Source organism: Psychrobacter sp. CX14, assembly GCF_057396205.2.
The window spans coordinates 3,126,821-3,141,986 of record NZ_CM183187.1; the positions used below are offsets into that span (position 1 = coordinate 3,126,821).

Genomic DNA, 15,166 nt, shown 5'->3' on the forward strand with positions numbered 1-15,166 from the left:
CTACTCTAGCCTATATTTGAGCTTATTTTACTGCTATCGGCTCTACTATTAAATCCCTACTGCTATAGCAACTATCCTCTTTTTTATAGTAAGATACGCGCATATTGAGACAGCGCACTTAATTTAGTGTTAAAATAGCGGTAATAATGTATACATTTTGAGCACAGTTTATAAAGCATATAGACTTATTAAAGATCCAAGCTGTCTTATGTACTGAATTTAATGACGTATTTAAATTCAATTAATTGTATTAAGCTCAACAAGATAAGACCTATGCTGTTGTAAAGCGTCGTCGTAAAAAAGGTAGAGAAGTTAACATGAATGTTTTAAAACGTCCTCAATCATTGCTTACTAGCACCACTTTAGCGGTGCTTATCGGGTTAACTTCAGGATGTACCAGTATAAACTCTGGTCTGCAATCTGGCGAACTACCACCACAAGGCGCCTTTATTGCAGACAATGGTATGCAATTTAATATTCAGCCATTAAGCTTAGCAAATTTACCTTCTTCACCCACTTATAGCGGTTTGAATAACAGTCATCCAGGCTTAGGGACGAAGAATTCACGCGTGCGTGAGTTATTGAGTGGGTCAAAATCTCGTGGCTCTGAATATCGTATCTCAACCAGTGATATCTTAAACATTAACCTGATTAGCTATCCGGAAATTACACCTCCTAATACGACATCCGTTAATGCATCTAACCCCTACGCATCAGGCTATCCTGTCGATCAACAAGGCTATATCCAGTTTCCATTGGTTGGCCGTGTTAAGGCCAGTGGACTCACCGTGAGTCAATTCACTGCCAGCTTACGTAGTCAACTACAGCGTTATTTAAAGTATCCTGACCCTCAAGTGAAGATCGTTAACTTCCGAGGCAGTAAATTCTTTATCGATGGCGAAGTGCGTCAACCCGGTGAGTTTAATATCGCGGATGCCCCAGTAACTCTATACAGTGCGATATCTTTAGCAGGTGGACAAACACCTGAAGGCGACACCAATAGTGTGGTATTAACACGTAATGGTACTCAGTATCATCTAGGCTTACGCGATCTACAAGAAATGGGCATATCTGCGAATCAAATCTATTTACAAGATGGTGATTCAGTCCATGTAAATAGCTTAGATCGTAATAAGGTATATGTATTGGGTGAATTCGGACAGATTGAACCAGTAGAAATACCTGAACAAGGGTTAACGCTAGCCCATGTTATGGGACAGTCACGCGGCTTAAACCCATTAACGGCAGATGCGGCAAAAATCTATATTGTTCGCGACCATGGTAACGCTTCTTATACTGATATATATTATGTTAATCTGCAAACGGTGACCAACTTGGCATTAGCCAATCGCTTTGAGATGCAGCCTAATGATATCGTCTATGTCGATCCTACTGGCTTAACGCGCTGGTCACGATTTATCAACTCGATCTTACCGTCATCAACCGCTATCCGTCAGTTAGCGACGCTGTAGATGGTCAACGCCGTTTAGTCTGTTTTAGCGTTTTGCAGTGTTTTTATGATTTCTTATGCATAGTTAGAATTTGTGGCGACTGGGTATCATTTATTCGCTTGCTGTACAGTAGTTCCAGAGGCTTCATAAATAATCCCTAGTCGCCTGAATCACCGAAATCTAGCTTTTTTGCATAAGTTTTATATTTTTATTTGTTTTAATATTTTGAGTGGTACCCTATGGCATTTGACAATATATTGGTAGTTTGTATCGGCAATATCTGTCGTAGTCCCATGGCAGAAGCGTTATTAAAACAGCGCTTCCCCAATAAGCATATTGACTCTGCTGGTGTGGGCGCTTTGGTCGATCATCCTGCAGACCCTGCCTCTATTAAAATCATGGCAGAGCACAATGAGATCGATATTAGCGACCATGTGGCGAAACAGATCGATGATGATTTGGTACGCAAAGCAGATCTGATCTTTACCATGTCAGACAGTCAAACCAAATGGATCGAAGATCGTTGGCCGTTTTGTCGTGGTAAGACTTTTAAGTTGGGTCACTGGCGCGATAAAGACATTGCTGACCCCTATAAACATGAAATATCAGCATTTGAGACGGCGTATAACGACATCGTCACCAGTATCGACGACTGGCAAGATAAACTGGTGTAGGGTGTCTTGCTCTACATACGACGGGCAAACGACCTGCAAACATAGAGCCGTCTGAGCTAGTATAAACTTAACACTCGATTTAACCCCTGATTTAGATATAGCGAAACCCTATGAGCAAAACAGTGCCAAACCCTGCGACCAATACGACCACTCAACAGGACGATGAGATCGATCTGATTGCGCTATTGCTGACCTTATTACAAGGCTGGAAGATCATCCTTGGCTGTGCGTTAATCGGCCTGATACTAGGTTTTACTTATAGTCGATTTGTGCAGCCAACTTTCAAAACAGATGCGCTGATCCAAATCGATGATAAGTCTTCTGGCATCGCTGCATTAGGTAGCAACATCTCTGAACTGGTGGGTGAAAGTACCAGCCCTGCTGAGACTGAACGCGAGCTAATTAAGTCGCGTATGGTACTTGAGCCGGTAGTGGACAAGTTGCATCTAGATATAAGGGTTAGTGATCCTGCAATAGGCGCGCTAGATCGTATTGCTCAGTCAAGCGTCCCTACTCAGACTAGCACTGATAAAGGCGTGTTCTTAGAGACTGGAGACGGGCAAGTACAAATCGCAAACTTTGAGGTACCGTTGGCCTATCAAGGTAAAACGTTTAATCTGGTGAAAACAGATTCGGGGTTTGAGTTAAGTACAGAATTAAACAAAGAAACTGTTGCTTATACTGGTAACTTAGGAACACCAGTAACCATACGTACGCCAGAAGGTGATATACATATTCAAGTTACTGCATTACCAGCAGTAGGCCATACCATTAGTATCAGCAATCTGTCAACGCCCTCTGCTATTGACGCACTCAGTCAAAATTTATCCGTTTCTGAGCGTGGTAAGCAAACCGGTATTGTTCAACTGACGCTCACTGGCAACGATCAAAAACAAGTGAGCCGAGTATTGTCCAATGTGGTGCAATCTTACGTGGATCAAAACTTAGCGCGTGGTTCTCAGCAAACCACGACGACGATTGAGTTTATGGAGTCTCAGATTCCTCAGTTAAAAGAAAAGCTCGAGCAAGCGGAAGAGGCTTTTAATAAGTTTCGCGAAGAGTACGGCACCATTGATGTTAGTAAAGAGTCGGAAATACTGCTAGAAGAGAGTGCGCAAATAGAGCGGCAATTAAGTGAGCTTAACTTAAAGCAAGCCGAGCTGTTGACCTATTATACTGACGAGCATCCGTTAGTCATTCAGATCAATGACCAACTGGAAGTGCTTAATGCACGTCGTCAAGAAATAAAAGATACCTTATCCGGTCTACCGGAAGTACAGCGTCAGTTCTTACAGTTATCACAAGATATGGATATCAATCGTGAAATTTATCTGACCATGCTGAAGAACTACGAGCAGCTTAAGATTGCGCGCGCCGGTGAGATTGGTTATGTACGGGTGGTCGATATGCCGATTAGTACCTACAAACCTATTGCGCCTAAAAAGCTACAAATTTGGGTATTGGCATTACTACTAGGTACAATGCTGGGTACTTTACTGGTATTTCTTAAGAGCTTACTGCGTAATACGGTTAAAGATCCGGAGCGTTTGGAAGCCAAGACGGGCGTACCAGTTATCGCCACTATTCCACGCTCTAAGACCTCCTTTAATCTCAGTAAAAACAATAATAAAAATAACCGCCGTCTACTTGCAACCGTCGAGCACGATGGACTGAGCTATGAAGGCATAAAAAGCCTACGTACAGCGCTTATGTTTGCCATGCCACCTGTGAGTAAGATAACGACTGTACTGGGTGATAGAAACCAACTACACGATGAACAGTTAACTCATCGCAAGCCTGGTAAAGTCATTGTGGTCAGTGGTGAATCGCCTGGTATTGGTAAGTCCTTTATTGCGTCTAACTTAGCAGAGACGTTTTCTCAGTTAAATAAAAAGGTGCTGATTATCGATGGTGATATGCGTCGTGGTGAGCTACATCATATCTTTACTGTCAATCATAATATGGGACTTGGTGACTACTTAACGGACTCAGCTGGGTTGACTATTGCTGACTATATACAGCCGACTAGCTTTGAATTTATTGACTTTATGCCACGAGGTAAACATCCGAATAACCCTGCTTCGCTGTTGTCCACTGATAAATTTGCGACTATGGTGCTACAGTTAGTATCTGTCTATGATTATATTATTATTGACACGCCGCCTATCTTAGCCGTATCGGATGCGATGATTACCGCACAGTATGCGGATAAAGTACTGATTGTGGTACGCTATAATGATTCTATTGAAGGACAGGTCTCTTATGCGATTAATCAAATGCATAAGGCTAATATCACGGTAGATGGTATCGTGCTAAATGATGTGGTACAAGGCATCACTGACAAATATAGCTACCACTATAACTATGCGTATGGTAATTCGAAAGACTAGCAAGTTAGTATGTCCCTTGAAGCAAGGTAAATGCTAACTGTTAGTCACTCCGTGTTAATCTAATAGACCAGAACATCAAACTAGCGATATCAAAATGCGACACAATCCTAATAAAAGCCGTCATGATAAAAATGGTATTAGTAATAGAAGCCAAACTCACAATAGTGAGGCAGTAGTAAATCAACATACTGAGTTTGGTCAACCTACTGTGCTAAAAAAAGTTGCTGAATGGCTATTAGAATTACCGCGCCCCGCTAAGCAAGCGGTTTTGCTAACGGTTGATTATGCGGTTTCAATACTGTGTTTATTTTTGGCGTTGTCTTTACGTCAAGGGGTGCTCGATGTCAACGCCAGTCCTTTATTGGTCTCTTTATATGGTTTAGTACCTATCGTAGGTCTATACCTCATTGGCTTTTACCGCGGCGTGACACGTATATTCTTTGATACTGATATGCGTAAGGTATTGCTGCTGTTTGTGGGGATATTGATCCTATTTACGGTGGCTTATCTGTTAGAAGGCATTAGCAGTATCCCGCGTTCCGTGCCGCTACTCTATTTATTTATGTTGTTTATATGGCTATGGAGCAGTCGTCTTATCTTCCGCGACTTACTGCTGCGCCTACAGGGTAAGCCTGTTTACTATACGGATGGTCACGGTACATCTGATCGAGATAAGGTCATTATCTATGGGGCGGGGACGTCCGGTACAGCCTTGCTAGATGCCTTACAAACTTCCCCACGCTATCAAGTGGTAGCCTTTGTCGATGATGATAATGGTCTCACTGGTGGACGTATCTTAAACAAAAAGATTTACCCTGCCACTCACATTGAGAAACTGGTTTCTGACCTAAATGTGGCGCAGGTGTTTTTGGCTATGCCCTCCGTCAGTCGCCAACGTCGACGTGACATCATAGATCGCCTTACCGAAATGTCAGTCAAAATCAAGCAACTGCCTAGCCTACATGATATCGCAGAAGGTAAAGTCACGGTCAGTACCATGCGCCGAGTGGATATCCTTGATGTACTGGATCGACAAACGGTAGAACCCGATCAAAAACTACTGGCTAAAAATATTGAAAACAAGAATGTATTAGTCACTGGCGCTGGTGGCTCTATCGGTAGTGAACTGTGTCGGCAGATTATTAAAAATAGTCCTAAATGTTTGGTCCTCTATGAGTTGTCTGAATATGCGCTATATGCCATCCATCAAGATCTACTTGCTTGGCAAGCTCAACATCCTGATCATCCCCATACTGAGATCATTGCTTTACTCGGTAATGTAAACAACCAAGATAAGTTAATTAAAGTATTTAATCAGTATGACATACAGACGGTATACCATGCTGCAGCGTATAAACACGTCCCTATTGTTGAATTTAACCCCTTTGAAGGGGCGATTAATAATGCTAAGGGCACTTATCACTGTGTTAACGCGGCGGTAGAGTCAAAAGTTGAAACTTTTGTATTGATATCTACTGATAAAGCAGTACGTCCTACCAATATTATGGGTGCTTCTAAACGACTGGCAGAGCTGGTGTGTCAAGGGTTTAGTGAGCAAAAGAGCAGTACGACTATTAGTATGGTTCGCTTTGGTAATGTATTAGGTTCATCAGGATCCGTGGTGCCCCTATTTACTAAGCAAATTGCAAAGGGCGGGCCCATTACGGTAACCCATCCTGAAGTAACACGCTACTTTATGACCATACCTGAAGCTGCGAACCTAGTGATCCAAGCAGGCGCAATGGCACAAGGCGGGGAAGTATTTGTACTGGATATGGGTAATCCTGTTAAGATAGTTGATCTGGCACGACGTATGATTCATCTCAGTGGCTATGAGATAAAAGACGATACACATCCCGAAGGTGATATTGAAATAGTATTTAGTGGCCTGCGTCCTGGCGAAAAGCTGTATGAAGAGCTGATTATAGGGGATGACAATATTGAACCAACTGTCCATCCACTGATCATGCAAGCTCGTGAGCACAGCTTTGAATTGAAAGAGATTGAAGCAACATTATCTGAATTATCTACTCGTTCACAACATCATGATGTCAATTGGTTAAAACACCAATTTATCCATTATGTAGACGGCTATAAGCCCAACTGATATAAAGTATCTCAAAAATCTATTAAATATATTTAATACTAAAAAAAACTCTAAATTGAAAGGTGATCCATGTTAAATCTTGAAGACCTTAAGATTGCAGTTATAGGACTAGGCTATGTCGGCTTACCTTTGGCAGTCGAATTCGGAAAAAATTATTCTGTCATTGGCTTTGATATTAATCAAAATAGAATATCAGAGCTTCATTCTGGAACCGATCATACCTTAGAAGTGAGTGAAGAAGAGCTAGCTAGTGCTAAACATTTAGAGTTTAGTTCAACTATTAGGGACCTTGAAGACTGTAACTTTTATATCGTCACTGTTCCCACCCCTATCGATGCCTATAAACAACCCGACTTAACCCCTTTAATTAAAGCTTCTACTGCCATTGGTAGTGTACTTAAAAAGGGCGATATTGTGGTTTACGAATCAACCGTTTACCCTGGCGCAACTGAGGAAGTGTGTATCCCTGAATTAGAACATAGCTCAGGACTTAAATTTAACCAAGACTTCTATGCAGGTTATAGCCCTGAGCGTATTAATCCAGGTGATAAAGAACATCGAGTGACTAACATTCTAAAAGTTACCGCAGGCTCAACGACTGAAGTGGCTGATTTAGTCGATCAGGTATACAACTTAATAATTACTGCTGGCACACATAAGGCGCCTTCTATTAAAGTCGCTGAAGCGGCTAAGGTTATTGAAAATACCCAGCGTGATGTGAATATTGCTTTAATTAATGAACTGGCAGTAATCTTCAATAAAATGGGGATTGATACCGAAGCAGTATTAACTGCTGCTGGTACTAAATGGAACTTCCTACCTTTCCGACCAGGTCTGGTGGGAGGACACTGTATCGGTGTAGACCCTTACTACTTGACTCATAAAGCACAAGCGATTGGTTATAACCCAGAAATTATATTAGCGGGTCGTCGACTTAATGATAGTATGGGCGAATATGTCGTTACGCAGTTAGTAAAAACTATGATTAAAAAACGCATTCAAGTTGAGGGTGCGAGGGTTTTAATATTAGGATTGAGTTTTAAAGAAAACTGTCCTGATGTGCGCAATACCAAAGTGATTGATATCGTTCATGAGCTTGCAGAGTACAACATCGACGTTGATGTCTACGATCCTTGGGTAGATGCTAATGAGGCTCAACATGAGTATGACATTACTCCTATTAATGACATTGCTAATCTAGAACGAAATAGCTACGATGGCATTATCTTGGCAGTGGCTCATAATCAGTTCGTTGAAATGGGTGTAGATAAAATTCGAGCACTAGGTAATCAGAATCATGTACTTTATGATTTAAAATATCTATTTGATAGTGAGCTGAGTGATATTCGTTTGTAAAAAGCTCACAACTATAGAGTAAACCCTATATCTGCTGAATTTATGAAATATAAAAGAGTAACATTCTATGACCCAATACCAAAAAATTCAACAAGACCTAATTGCCACTCCTAAGACTTGGCTTGTCACAGGGGTTGCAGGCTTTATTGGCTCAAACCTTCTTGAGACGTTATTAAAGCTCAACCAAACTGTAGTTGGGTTAGATAACTTTGCTACTGGTTATCAGAAAAACTTAGATGAAGTGCAAAGCTTAGTATCTGCTGAACAATGGCAACGTTTTAGATTTATTGAAGGTGATATTCGTAACTTCACAGACTGTCAAAAGGTCTGCTCAGGTGTTGATTACGTACTTCATCAAGCAGCTCTTGGTTCAGTACCTCGCTCACTTGCTGACCCTATTACGACTAATGAGGTCAACATCTCAGGCTTCTTGAATATGCTAACCGCTGCGCGTGATGCAGAAGTCAAAAGCTTTACATATGCCGCTAGTAGCTCAACCTATGGTGACCACCCTGGCCTACCCAAAGTTGAAGACAAAATTGGTAAGCCGTTGTCTCCTTATGCGGTCACGAAATATGTGAATGAGCTTTATGCCGATGTCTTCGCTCGCTCATATGGTTTCAAGAGCATTGGTTTACGCTACTTCAATGTCTTTGGTCGTCGCCAAGATCCAGACGGTGCTTATGCAGCAGTAATCCCTAAGTGGACTGCTGCCATGATCAAGAATGATACGGTATTCATCAATGGTGATGGCGATACCAGCCGCGACTTCTGCTATATCGAAAATACGGTACAAGCCAATATATTAGCGGCGACAACTCAAAATGAAGACGCTACCAATCAAGTGTATAACGTAGCAGTTGGTGATCGCACTACGCTGAATGAACTGTTTAATGCCATTAGATCTGCATTAGCAGATAATGATGTAACCTACGAGCAGGAACCAACTTATCGCGACTTCAGACCAGGGGATGTGCGTCACAGTCAAGCCGATGTAAGTAAAGCCAACAGCCTACTCGGATATGAGCCGAAATTTAAAATCTCTCAAGGCATTGATAAAGCCATGATTTGGTATTTAAAGAATCAGGATCAATAATTAATGCGATCGATACTTTACCTAATCTTTAGTGTCTTTATAGGTGCTGGCTCAGGTTTTCTTGTACAGCTATATTTAGCTAAAGTGCTGTCCGTTAATGATTATGGTATTTATACGTCTGTAATCAACTTAGTCAACTTAGTAGCACCCATTGTAGCCTTCGGGGTTACAAGCTTTTTATTACGTGCCTATTCCGAGGAAGGTAAGTATGCATCAAGATGGATGAAAGCAGTTATTCAGAAGTTGGTAATAACTACAACACTGGGATTTGTGATCTTACAAGGTTGGTCTTATTATAAAAACGGGCTTGAAAACTACTTCATAATCTATTGCTTTTTTTTCTTATATATGATATCTATTTCATATAATTCATTTACGACTCTTAAGTACCAACTCGAGGAAAACTATAAGCTGTTGTCGATATGGCAATTGGCGCCTAAACTACTAATGTTAGTTTCCTTAGTTTTAGTACTGACTATAAGAACTCCTAGCATTTATAATGTAGCAGTCGCATATAGTTTATCAGCGATAATAGTGGTATTGATGTCTATTATAAGCCTTAAGCAATTAACTAAGGCTGAATTAGCGCTTAAAACACCTAGTAGTTCTAAGTTAAATGATGATGAAGTTAGCCTACTTAAATTATTGAAAAATTCATATCCTTACGGACTCTCTGGATTGTTTTACTTAATATATTACCAGAGCGATATATTAATATTAAGCTATTATTTAGATTATACAGAAGTAGGTTACTATGGCTTCTCTTTAGTATTTGTAACAGCTGTATGTCTCATCCCGGGAGTTTATTTCTTAACTTTCAGATTAAAAAAGATTCATACCTTAGCTACGGCTAATAAAGCTGCTCTAAAACATACATACAAGAACCATATTAAGTATAGTCTTATAGTAGGGGGCTTATTCTTTCTTACATTTATAGTCTGCATAAAGCCTTTTATAACCGTTGTATTTGGTGACAAATACATTCCCGCGCTTTATATTCTTTATTCCTTAGCAGTATATATCCCTATAAAGTTTTTAACATTGAATTCTGATTCAATAATGCACACCAAAGACTTAATCGATACTAAAGTTAAAATTATGGGAGCTGCAGCTTTGTTGAACTTAATTATTAACTTTATTACTATCCCTATCTTTGGGACCATAGGTGCAGTAACTTCAACAATCGTTACAGAAATATTTCTATTTTTTGCTTTCCATGCTGCTTTGAGTCGTAAATTATAAATAACCAAGTTTCATTTAAGCTTTCTTTTAAGAGTGCTGATAAACACATAAGCTAATGTTCCGCAATATTTAATATAGGAATGTAGCAATAGTTTGATTTAAAAATGTACCTCTAAGAACTTAAACAACAGTAGAAGTTTCCTTTACCAATTAATTATCACTTAACTCGATTAGTAACATATATCTTTTTATTCATTTTTCAAACTTATTTAGATATTAGTTTTATCGATAAACTCAAGAAAAGAGCAAACCTTAAAATGATAACAGTAATTACGCCTACTTATAACAGAGCCCATACCCTGCCAATTCTTTACGAATCACTTATAAAACAGACATCAAAAAACTTTGAATGGCTCATCATCGATGACGGAAGCATCGATAATACTACAGAAACTATTAAAAGTTTTATTGCTGAAGATAAAATTCAGATAAGATACTTTAGAAAAGATAATGGCGGTAAACATACCGCTTTAAATATGGCTTTTAAAAAAGTTGTTACAGAGTGGGTATTAATTGTTGATAGTGATGATTGGCTGAAAAACGATGCAATTGAGTATCTAGATATAGAAGCATCCAAACTTAGCAATGATTATATATCTATTTCTTTTCTAAGGGCCTATCCAGATGGAAAAACAATAGGTGACAAATTTGATAATCCAAAAGAATTAAACACCTATTTAGATAGGATTTATCAAAATATTTCGGGCGATAAAGCAGATCTTATAAGGACAGGTTCTCTAAATGGCTTTTTCTTTCCTGAATTTGATGGTGAGAACTTTATGGCAGAATCTCCCATGTTCTTATGGCTTAGTAAAAAAGGTATGACTAAGTTTATAAACTTTAAAGGCTATATTTGTGAATACTTAGACGGTGGCCTAACTGATAATAGTATTAAAAACAGATATCGCTGTATAAACTCAACGTTATACGTTTATAAAAATCAATATAAGCATTACTCTAAATTTAAACTAAAGTTCCGAGCAGCTTCTAATTGGTGGCGATTTAAAAACTTCCGAAGATACTCATCAGGTTCTGTTCCTATACTTTATTTACCCGCTGGGCTACTTCTTAATATAAAAGATAGAATACAAAATAAAATCTCCTGAATCATATTGATTTAATTACTTTTAGATAATTTAAGTTATCAAACTAAAAAATAATATACTATGAGCAATTATGGGCAACATTCAATATATTTTTTTCATTACTAATGCAGTAACAACTATCTCTCTATTACTTTTTGTGGTGAGAAAGTTTGATTTTATTGCTGTCTATATTCTTATATTATTTTTATATAGTGTTGTTTTATTCTTCGGAGTTATCGTTAATCCTTATTCTGGACAATATATAAGTGCATCTCCGGATATTTTTGTAGTAATGGGGCTTGCATATCTTGGCTCCAGTATAGTATTGCTAACCACTAGAACTAACTACCCTATCAAACACCTACAACCCGCAAGTATAGATAAAACTGGATTAAAGGTTATTTTGTTTTTTTCACTTATTGGCTTATTTCTTTATATGCCGATACTGCTTTCGTCTACGAATAAAAAAGAAATTTCAGAAGGAACAGGTAATTTATTGTATTTTATTCTTTATTCTTATTTTCCTGTAGCAGGTTTTTTACTTGCTCTTAAGACAAAAAGCAAATCATTTCTGATTATTTTTAGTTTACTTCTACTTTCATCACTAGTATACGGAGGAAGAGTTGCTTTCACAACTGCGGTTCTCGGGGCCTGTATCTTGTTATTAGAAAACAATCGCCTTAGATTAATATCTAAATACAAACTTGTTATATCAGGTCTTGTAGCCTTATTAGTACTCATATTAAGTAAGCGTCTTTACAGTTATATACTCTTCTACGGAATAAATGAAGGCTTATTGTTATGGTTAGAAAACTTTGATATATCATATTTACTTTCAGGTAGTGAGTTTTTATCTACTTCTCAAATCCTTGATTATGTTTTAGTTAATAATTATAAGTCAGATAAGATCTATTACTTTTATTCTTTTCTAGCCTTACTGCCTATCCCAACCAGTCTATTTGGATACTCTTCTTCATATTTTAATGACCATTTTCAGCCATCTTTATTTTATGGTTTAGATTATGGTCTTGCTTATAATGTGTGGGCAGAAGCCTATGCATCATTTGGGTATGGTGGTGTTGTATTTATATCAATTTTCATACCTTTAATTCTTAGTCTCTTATGGCGGACATACTCAAGTATGAGAAGTAACTTCATGTCTGTTATAATACTTATCATCGGTGTCACTATAGGCTTTTGGATTCAGAGAAACTCTTTAGGGTCTATTTCAGCATATATCAGGAATATTTTTTACCCATTAATTATCGTTTATTTTATTACCACTCTGGTTCATAAACTATTAAAAAATAAGTAGACTTAACTTTATACAAACTAATCCTTTAGTCCATTCTTTACAATTTTTAGGCACCCTTATTACTAACGATTACTAATTGAGCTGAGCACAGGTATGAAAATATTAATGATAGTAACTGGATTAGGGATGGGCGGGGCTGAGCACTTAGTTACCAGCTTATCTGATGAGCTTGTAAATCGTGGACATGACGTCAAGATAATATATTTAACTGGAAAAGCAGTTGTTCAGCCTAAAAATAAGTCTGTTCAGCTTATACCCGTTAATATGAATGGGCCTAAAGATTTTGTTCACGCATATGCTGTTATACGTAATATTATTAAGAACTATAAGCCTGATGTAGTTCATAGCCATATGTATCACGCAAATATAATCTCGAGACTAGTCAGGTTATCCATTCGTATTCCAAAGCTGATATGTACATCACATAGCAGTAATGAAGGTGGGACGCTTAGAATGTTATCCTACCGTTTTACACAGAATCTTGCAGACTTATCCACGAATGTGAGTCATGATGCGGTTAGCTCACTAATTGCGAAAGGCGCAGTTAAAGAAAATAATATTACTTGTATTCCAAATGGAATTGATATCCAGAAGTTCACACACGATGATAATTATAGAGAAATAAAACGCAAACAATTAGATGTCGGTAATAAGCTGATGCTTTTAGCGGTAGGTAGATTTCATGAAGCTAAAGACTATCCTAATTTGTTTGAGTCAATTGCCAAACTGATAAAAGTTCGGAAAGACTTTAAACTATACATCGTCGGTGACGGCCCCCTTAAAGATGAATTTGTTAATCAGATTCAGAAGTTACAAATCTCAAACTTTATTGAATTTTTAGGTGAAAGAAAAGATATTCAGCAAACTTATGTCTGCATGTGATTTATATGTTATGTCCTCCGCTTGGGAAGGGCTACCTATGGTTATATTAGAAGCTATGTCTACTGAATGTTTAATCGTTTCCACTGATTGTGGCGGCGTGGCTGAAGCTTTAGGGGAAACCGGCTTTCTTGTAGAACCTAAAAATAATAATGCCTTGTCCGACGCTATAAACAGAGCTTTAAACTTGACAGCAGAGGAACGTCAATTATTAGGCAAAAAAGCTAGAGAGCGTGTTAAAGATAAATTTTCTCTTTCTTCTAATGCAGATGCATACCTAGAGATTTATCTCAACTAACTAACCTTTTAAACTTCAAAAAGCACTAACTCCTAATGAAACTATTAATTATTGCAAGTCATCCAGTCTCCATTTTAAAATTTCGTGGCCATTTGATTCAGGCTATTAAAAATAGAGGTTATGAAATTCATATAGCTACTCCTCTCTTTGACAGCTACCCTAATGTTTTAAAAGAACTAGAAGCCTTAGGCTACATTACTCATAACATTTCAATGCAACGCACAGGAACAAACCCTATAGCTGATTTAAATACTCTAAAATCACTCTATTCTCTTATGAGAACTATACAGCCAGAATACATACTTACATATACAATCAAACCTGTAATTTATGGAATGTTAGCAGCATGGGCAGCTAAAGTACCTCATAGATTTGCTCTAATTACTGGACTTGGCTATGCTTTTCAGGAAGTAGAAGAGAGCGGAAAACGTAGCTATTTTCAAAGAGCTATTCATGAATTATATCGCCAAGCTTTGTCTAAAACTGAAAAAGTATTTTTTCAAAACCCAGATGACCTTAATTTATTTAAAAAATTAAAATTAATTAATAATAAAACATCTGCAGTAGTTGTGAATGGTTCTGGTGTTGATATCTCTGAATATAACATTAACGATGCTCCATTACCTAAAATCAACAATCAGCCTGAAATAAGATTTCTATTAATCGCACGTTTATTAATAGATAAAGGTATTCGTGAGTATGCAAATGCTGCGAGAATCCTAAAATATAAATATCCACACATTAACTTTGATTTAGTTGGTTATATTGACTCGAATCCATCAGCTATAACACAACAAGAGCTCGACAGTTGGATTAAAGAAGGTCTATTCAATTTTTGGGGTCGATTGAGTGATGTTAAACCAGCTATTGTTGCAAGCTCTATATATGTATTACCTTCATATCGTGAAGGGACTCCTCGTACAGTACTTGAAGCTATGGCCATGGGAAGACCTATAATTACTACTGATGCGCCTGGCTGTCGTGAAACGGTTATTAATGGCTATAATGGATTCTTAGTCCCAGTTAAAGCAGTCAATGATCTTGTTGAGGCCATGGAAAAATTTATTCTTAATCCTGAACTCATAAGATCAATGGGTGAGGCTTCACGTAAAATTGCAGAAGATAAATTTGATGTCCATAGTGTTAATCGAGTGATGATAAATGAAATGGATCTATAATAGAACAATGCAATTAACAGTAATTATATAGTTCTGTATTATATTTAAGTTTTAGTAGATTTATCATTGACTGTTATTAAACTTGTTTAATTATT

At 37.9% G+C, this 15,166-nt stretch carries 12 protein-coding genes; all 12 read left to right on the top strand.

Annotation, left to right across the window (positions count from 1 at the left end; all coding sequences use genetic code 11):
• The first annotated feature begins 317 nt into the window (after nucleotides 1-317).
• The 12 genes from AC2SLO_RS12305 to AC2SLO_RS12360 all read left to right on the top strand — a co-directional run bounded on the left by AC2SLO_RS12305 (nucleotide 318) and on the right by AC2SLO_RS12360 (nucleotide 15,071).
• The gene (locus tag AC2SLO_RS12305; protein WP_486541499.1) at nucleotides 318-1,472 is read left to right on the top strand and encodes a polysaccharide biosynthesis/export family protein; all 1,155 of its coding nucleotides are present in this window, start codon (nucleotides 318-320) and stop codon (nucleotides 1,470-1,472) included.
• A 218-nt stretch (nucleotides 1,473-1,690) separates the two neighbouring features.
• Nucleotides 1,691-2,125 carry a low molecular weight protein-tyrosine-phosphatase gene (locus tag AC2SLO_RS12310; protein WP_486541497.1) on the top strand — a complete coding sequence of 145 codons (435 nt, stop codon included), beginning with the start codon at nucleotides 1,691-1,693 and terminating at the stop codon, nucleotides 2,123-2,125.
• Nucleotides 2,126-2,235: 110 nt separating this feature from the next.
• Complete coding sequence (locus AC2SLO_RS12315; protein WP_486541495.1) at nucleotides 2,236-4,515, top strand: polysaccharide biosynthesis tyrosine autokinase; 2,280 nt, start codon at nucleotides 2,236-2,238, stop codon at nucleotides 4,513-4,515.
• Nucleotides 4,516-4,609: 94 nt separating this feature from the next.
• The gene (locus AC2SLO_RS12320) at nucleotides 4,610-6,622 is read left to right on the top strand and encodes a polysaccharide biosynthesis protein (RefSeq protein WP_486541493.1); all 2,013 of its coding nucleotides are present in this window, start codon (nucleotides 4,610-4,612) and stop codon (nucleotides 6,620-6,622) included.
• Between the two features lie 69 nt (nucleotides 6,623-6,691).
• A complete protein-coding gene (gene tviB / locus AC2SLO_RS12325) occupies nucleotides 6,692-7,978 on the top strand; it encodes a Vi polysaccharide biosynthesis UDP-N-acetylglucosamine C-6 dehydrogenase TviB (RefSeq protein WP_486541491.1) in 1,287 nt (428 codons plus the stop codon).
• A gap of 67 nt (nucleotides 7,979-8,045) precedes the next feature.
• Nucleotides 8,046-9,074, top strand: coding sequence for an NAD-dependent epimerase/dehydratase family protein (locus AC2SLO_RS12330; protein ID WP_486541489.1), 1,029 nt, complete (start codon nucleotides 8,046-8,048; stop codon nucleotides 9,072-9,074).
• 3 nt (nucleotides 9,075-9,077) lie between these two features.
• Nucleotides 9,078-10,316 carry an oligosaccharide flippase family protein gene (locus AC2SLO_RS12335; RefSeq protein WP_486541487.1) on the top strand — a complete coding sequence of 413 codons (1,239 nt, stop codon included), beginning with the start codon at nucleotides 9,078-9,080 and terminating at the stop codon, nucleotides 10,314-10,316.
• Between the two features lie 257 nt (nucleotides 10,317-10,573).
• Nucleotides 10,574-11,422: a glycosyltransferase family A protein gene (locus AC2SLO_RS12340; protein WP_486541485.1), complete on the top strand. Its 849-nt coding sequence runs from the start codon at nucleotides 10,574-10,576 to the stop codon at nucleotides 11,420-11,422.
• Nucleotides 11,423-11,492: 70 nt separating this feature from the next.
• Entirely contained in the window at nucleotides 11,493-12,716 is a 1,224-nt protein-coding gene (locus tag AC2SLO_RS12345; RefSeq protein WP_486541483.1) for an O-antigen polymerase, read from the top strand.
• 93 nt (nucleotides 12,717-12,809) lie between these two features.
• Nucleotides 12,810-13,598: a glycosyltransferase gene (locus AC2SLO_RS12350; protein WP_495637079.1), complete on the top strand. Its 789-nt coding sequence runs from the start codon at nucleotides 12,810-12,812 to the stop codon at nucleotides 13,596-13,598.
• Nucleotides 13,599-13,635: 37 nt separating this feature from the next.
• Nucleotides 13,636-13,893 carry a glycosyltransferase gene (locus AC2SLO_RS12355; RefSeq protein WP_495637080.1) on the top strand — a complete coding sequence of 86 codons (258 nt, stop codon included), beginning with the start codon at nucleotides 13,636-13,638 and terminating at the stop codon, nucleotides 13,891-13,893.
• Nucleotides 13,894-13,928: 35 nt separating this feature from the next.
• Nucleotides 13,929-15,071, top strand: a complete 1,143-nt coding sequence (locus tag AC2SLO_RS12360) for a glycosyltransferase family 4 protein (RefSeq protein WP_486541479.1) — start codon at nucleotides 13,929-13,931, stop codon at nucleotides 15,069-15,071.
• Nucleotides 15,072-15,166: the final 95 nt, after the last annotated feature.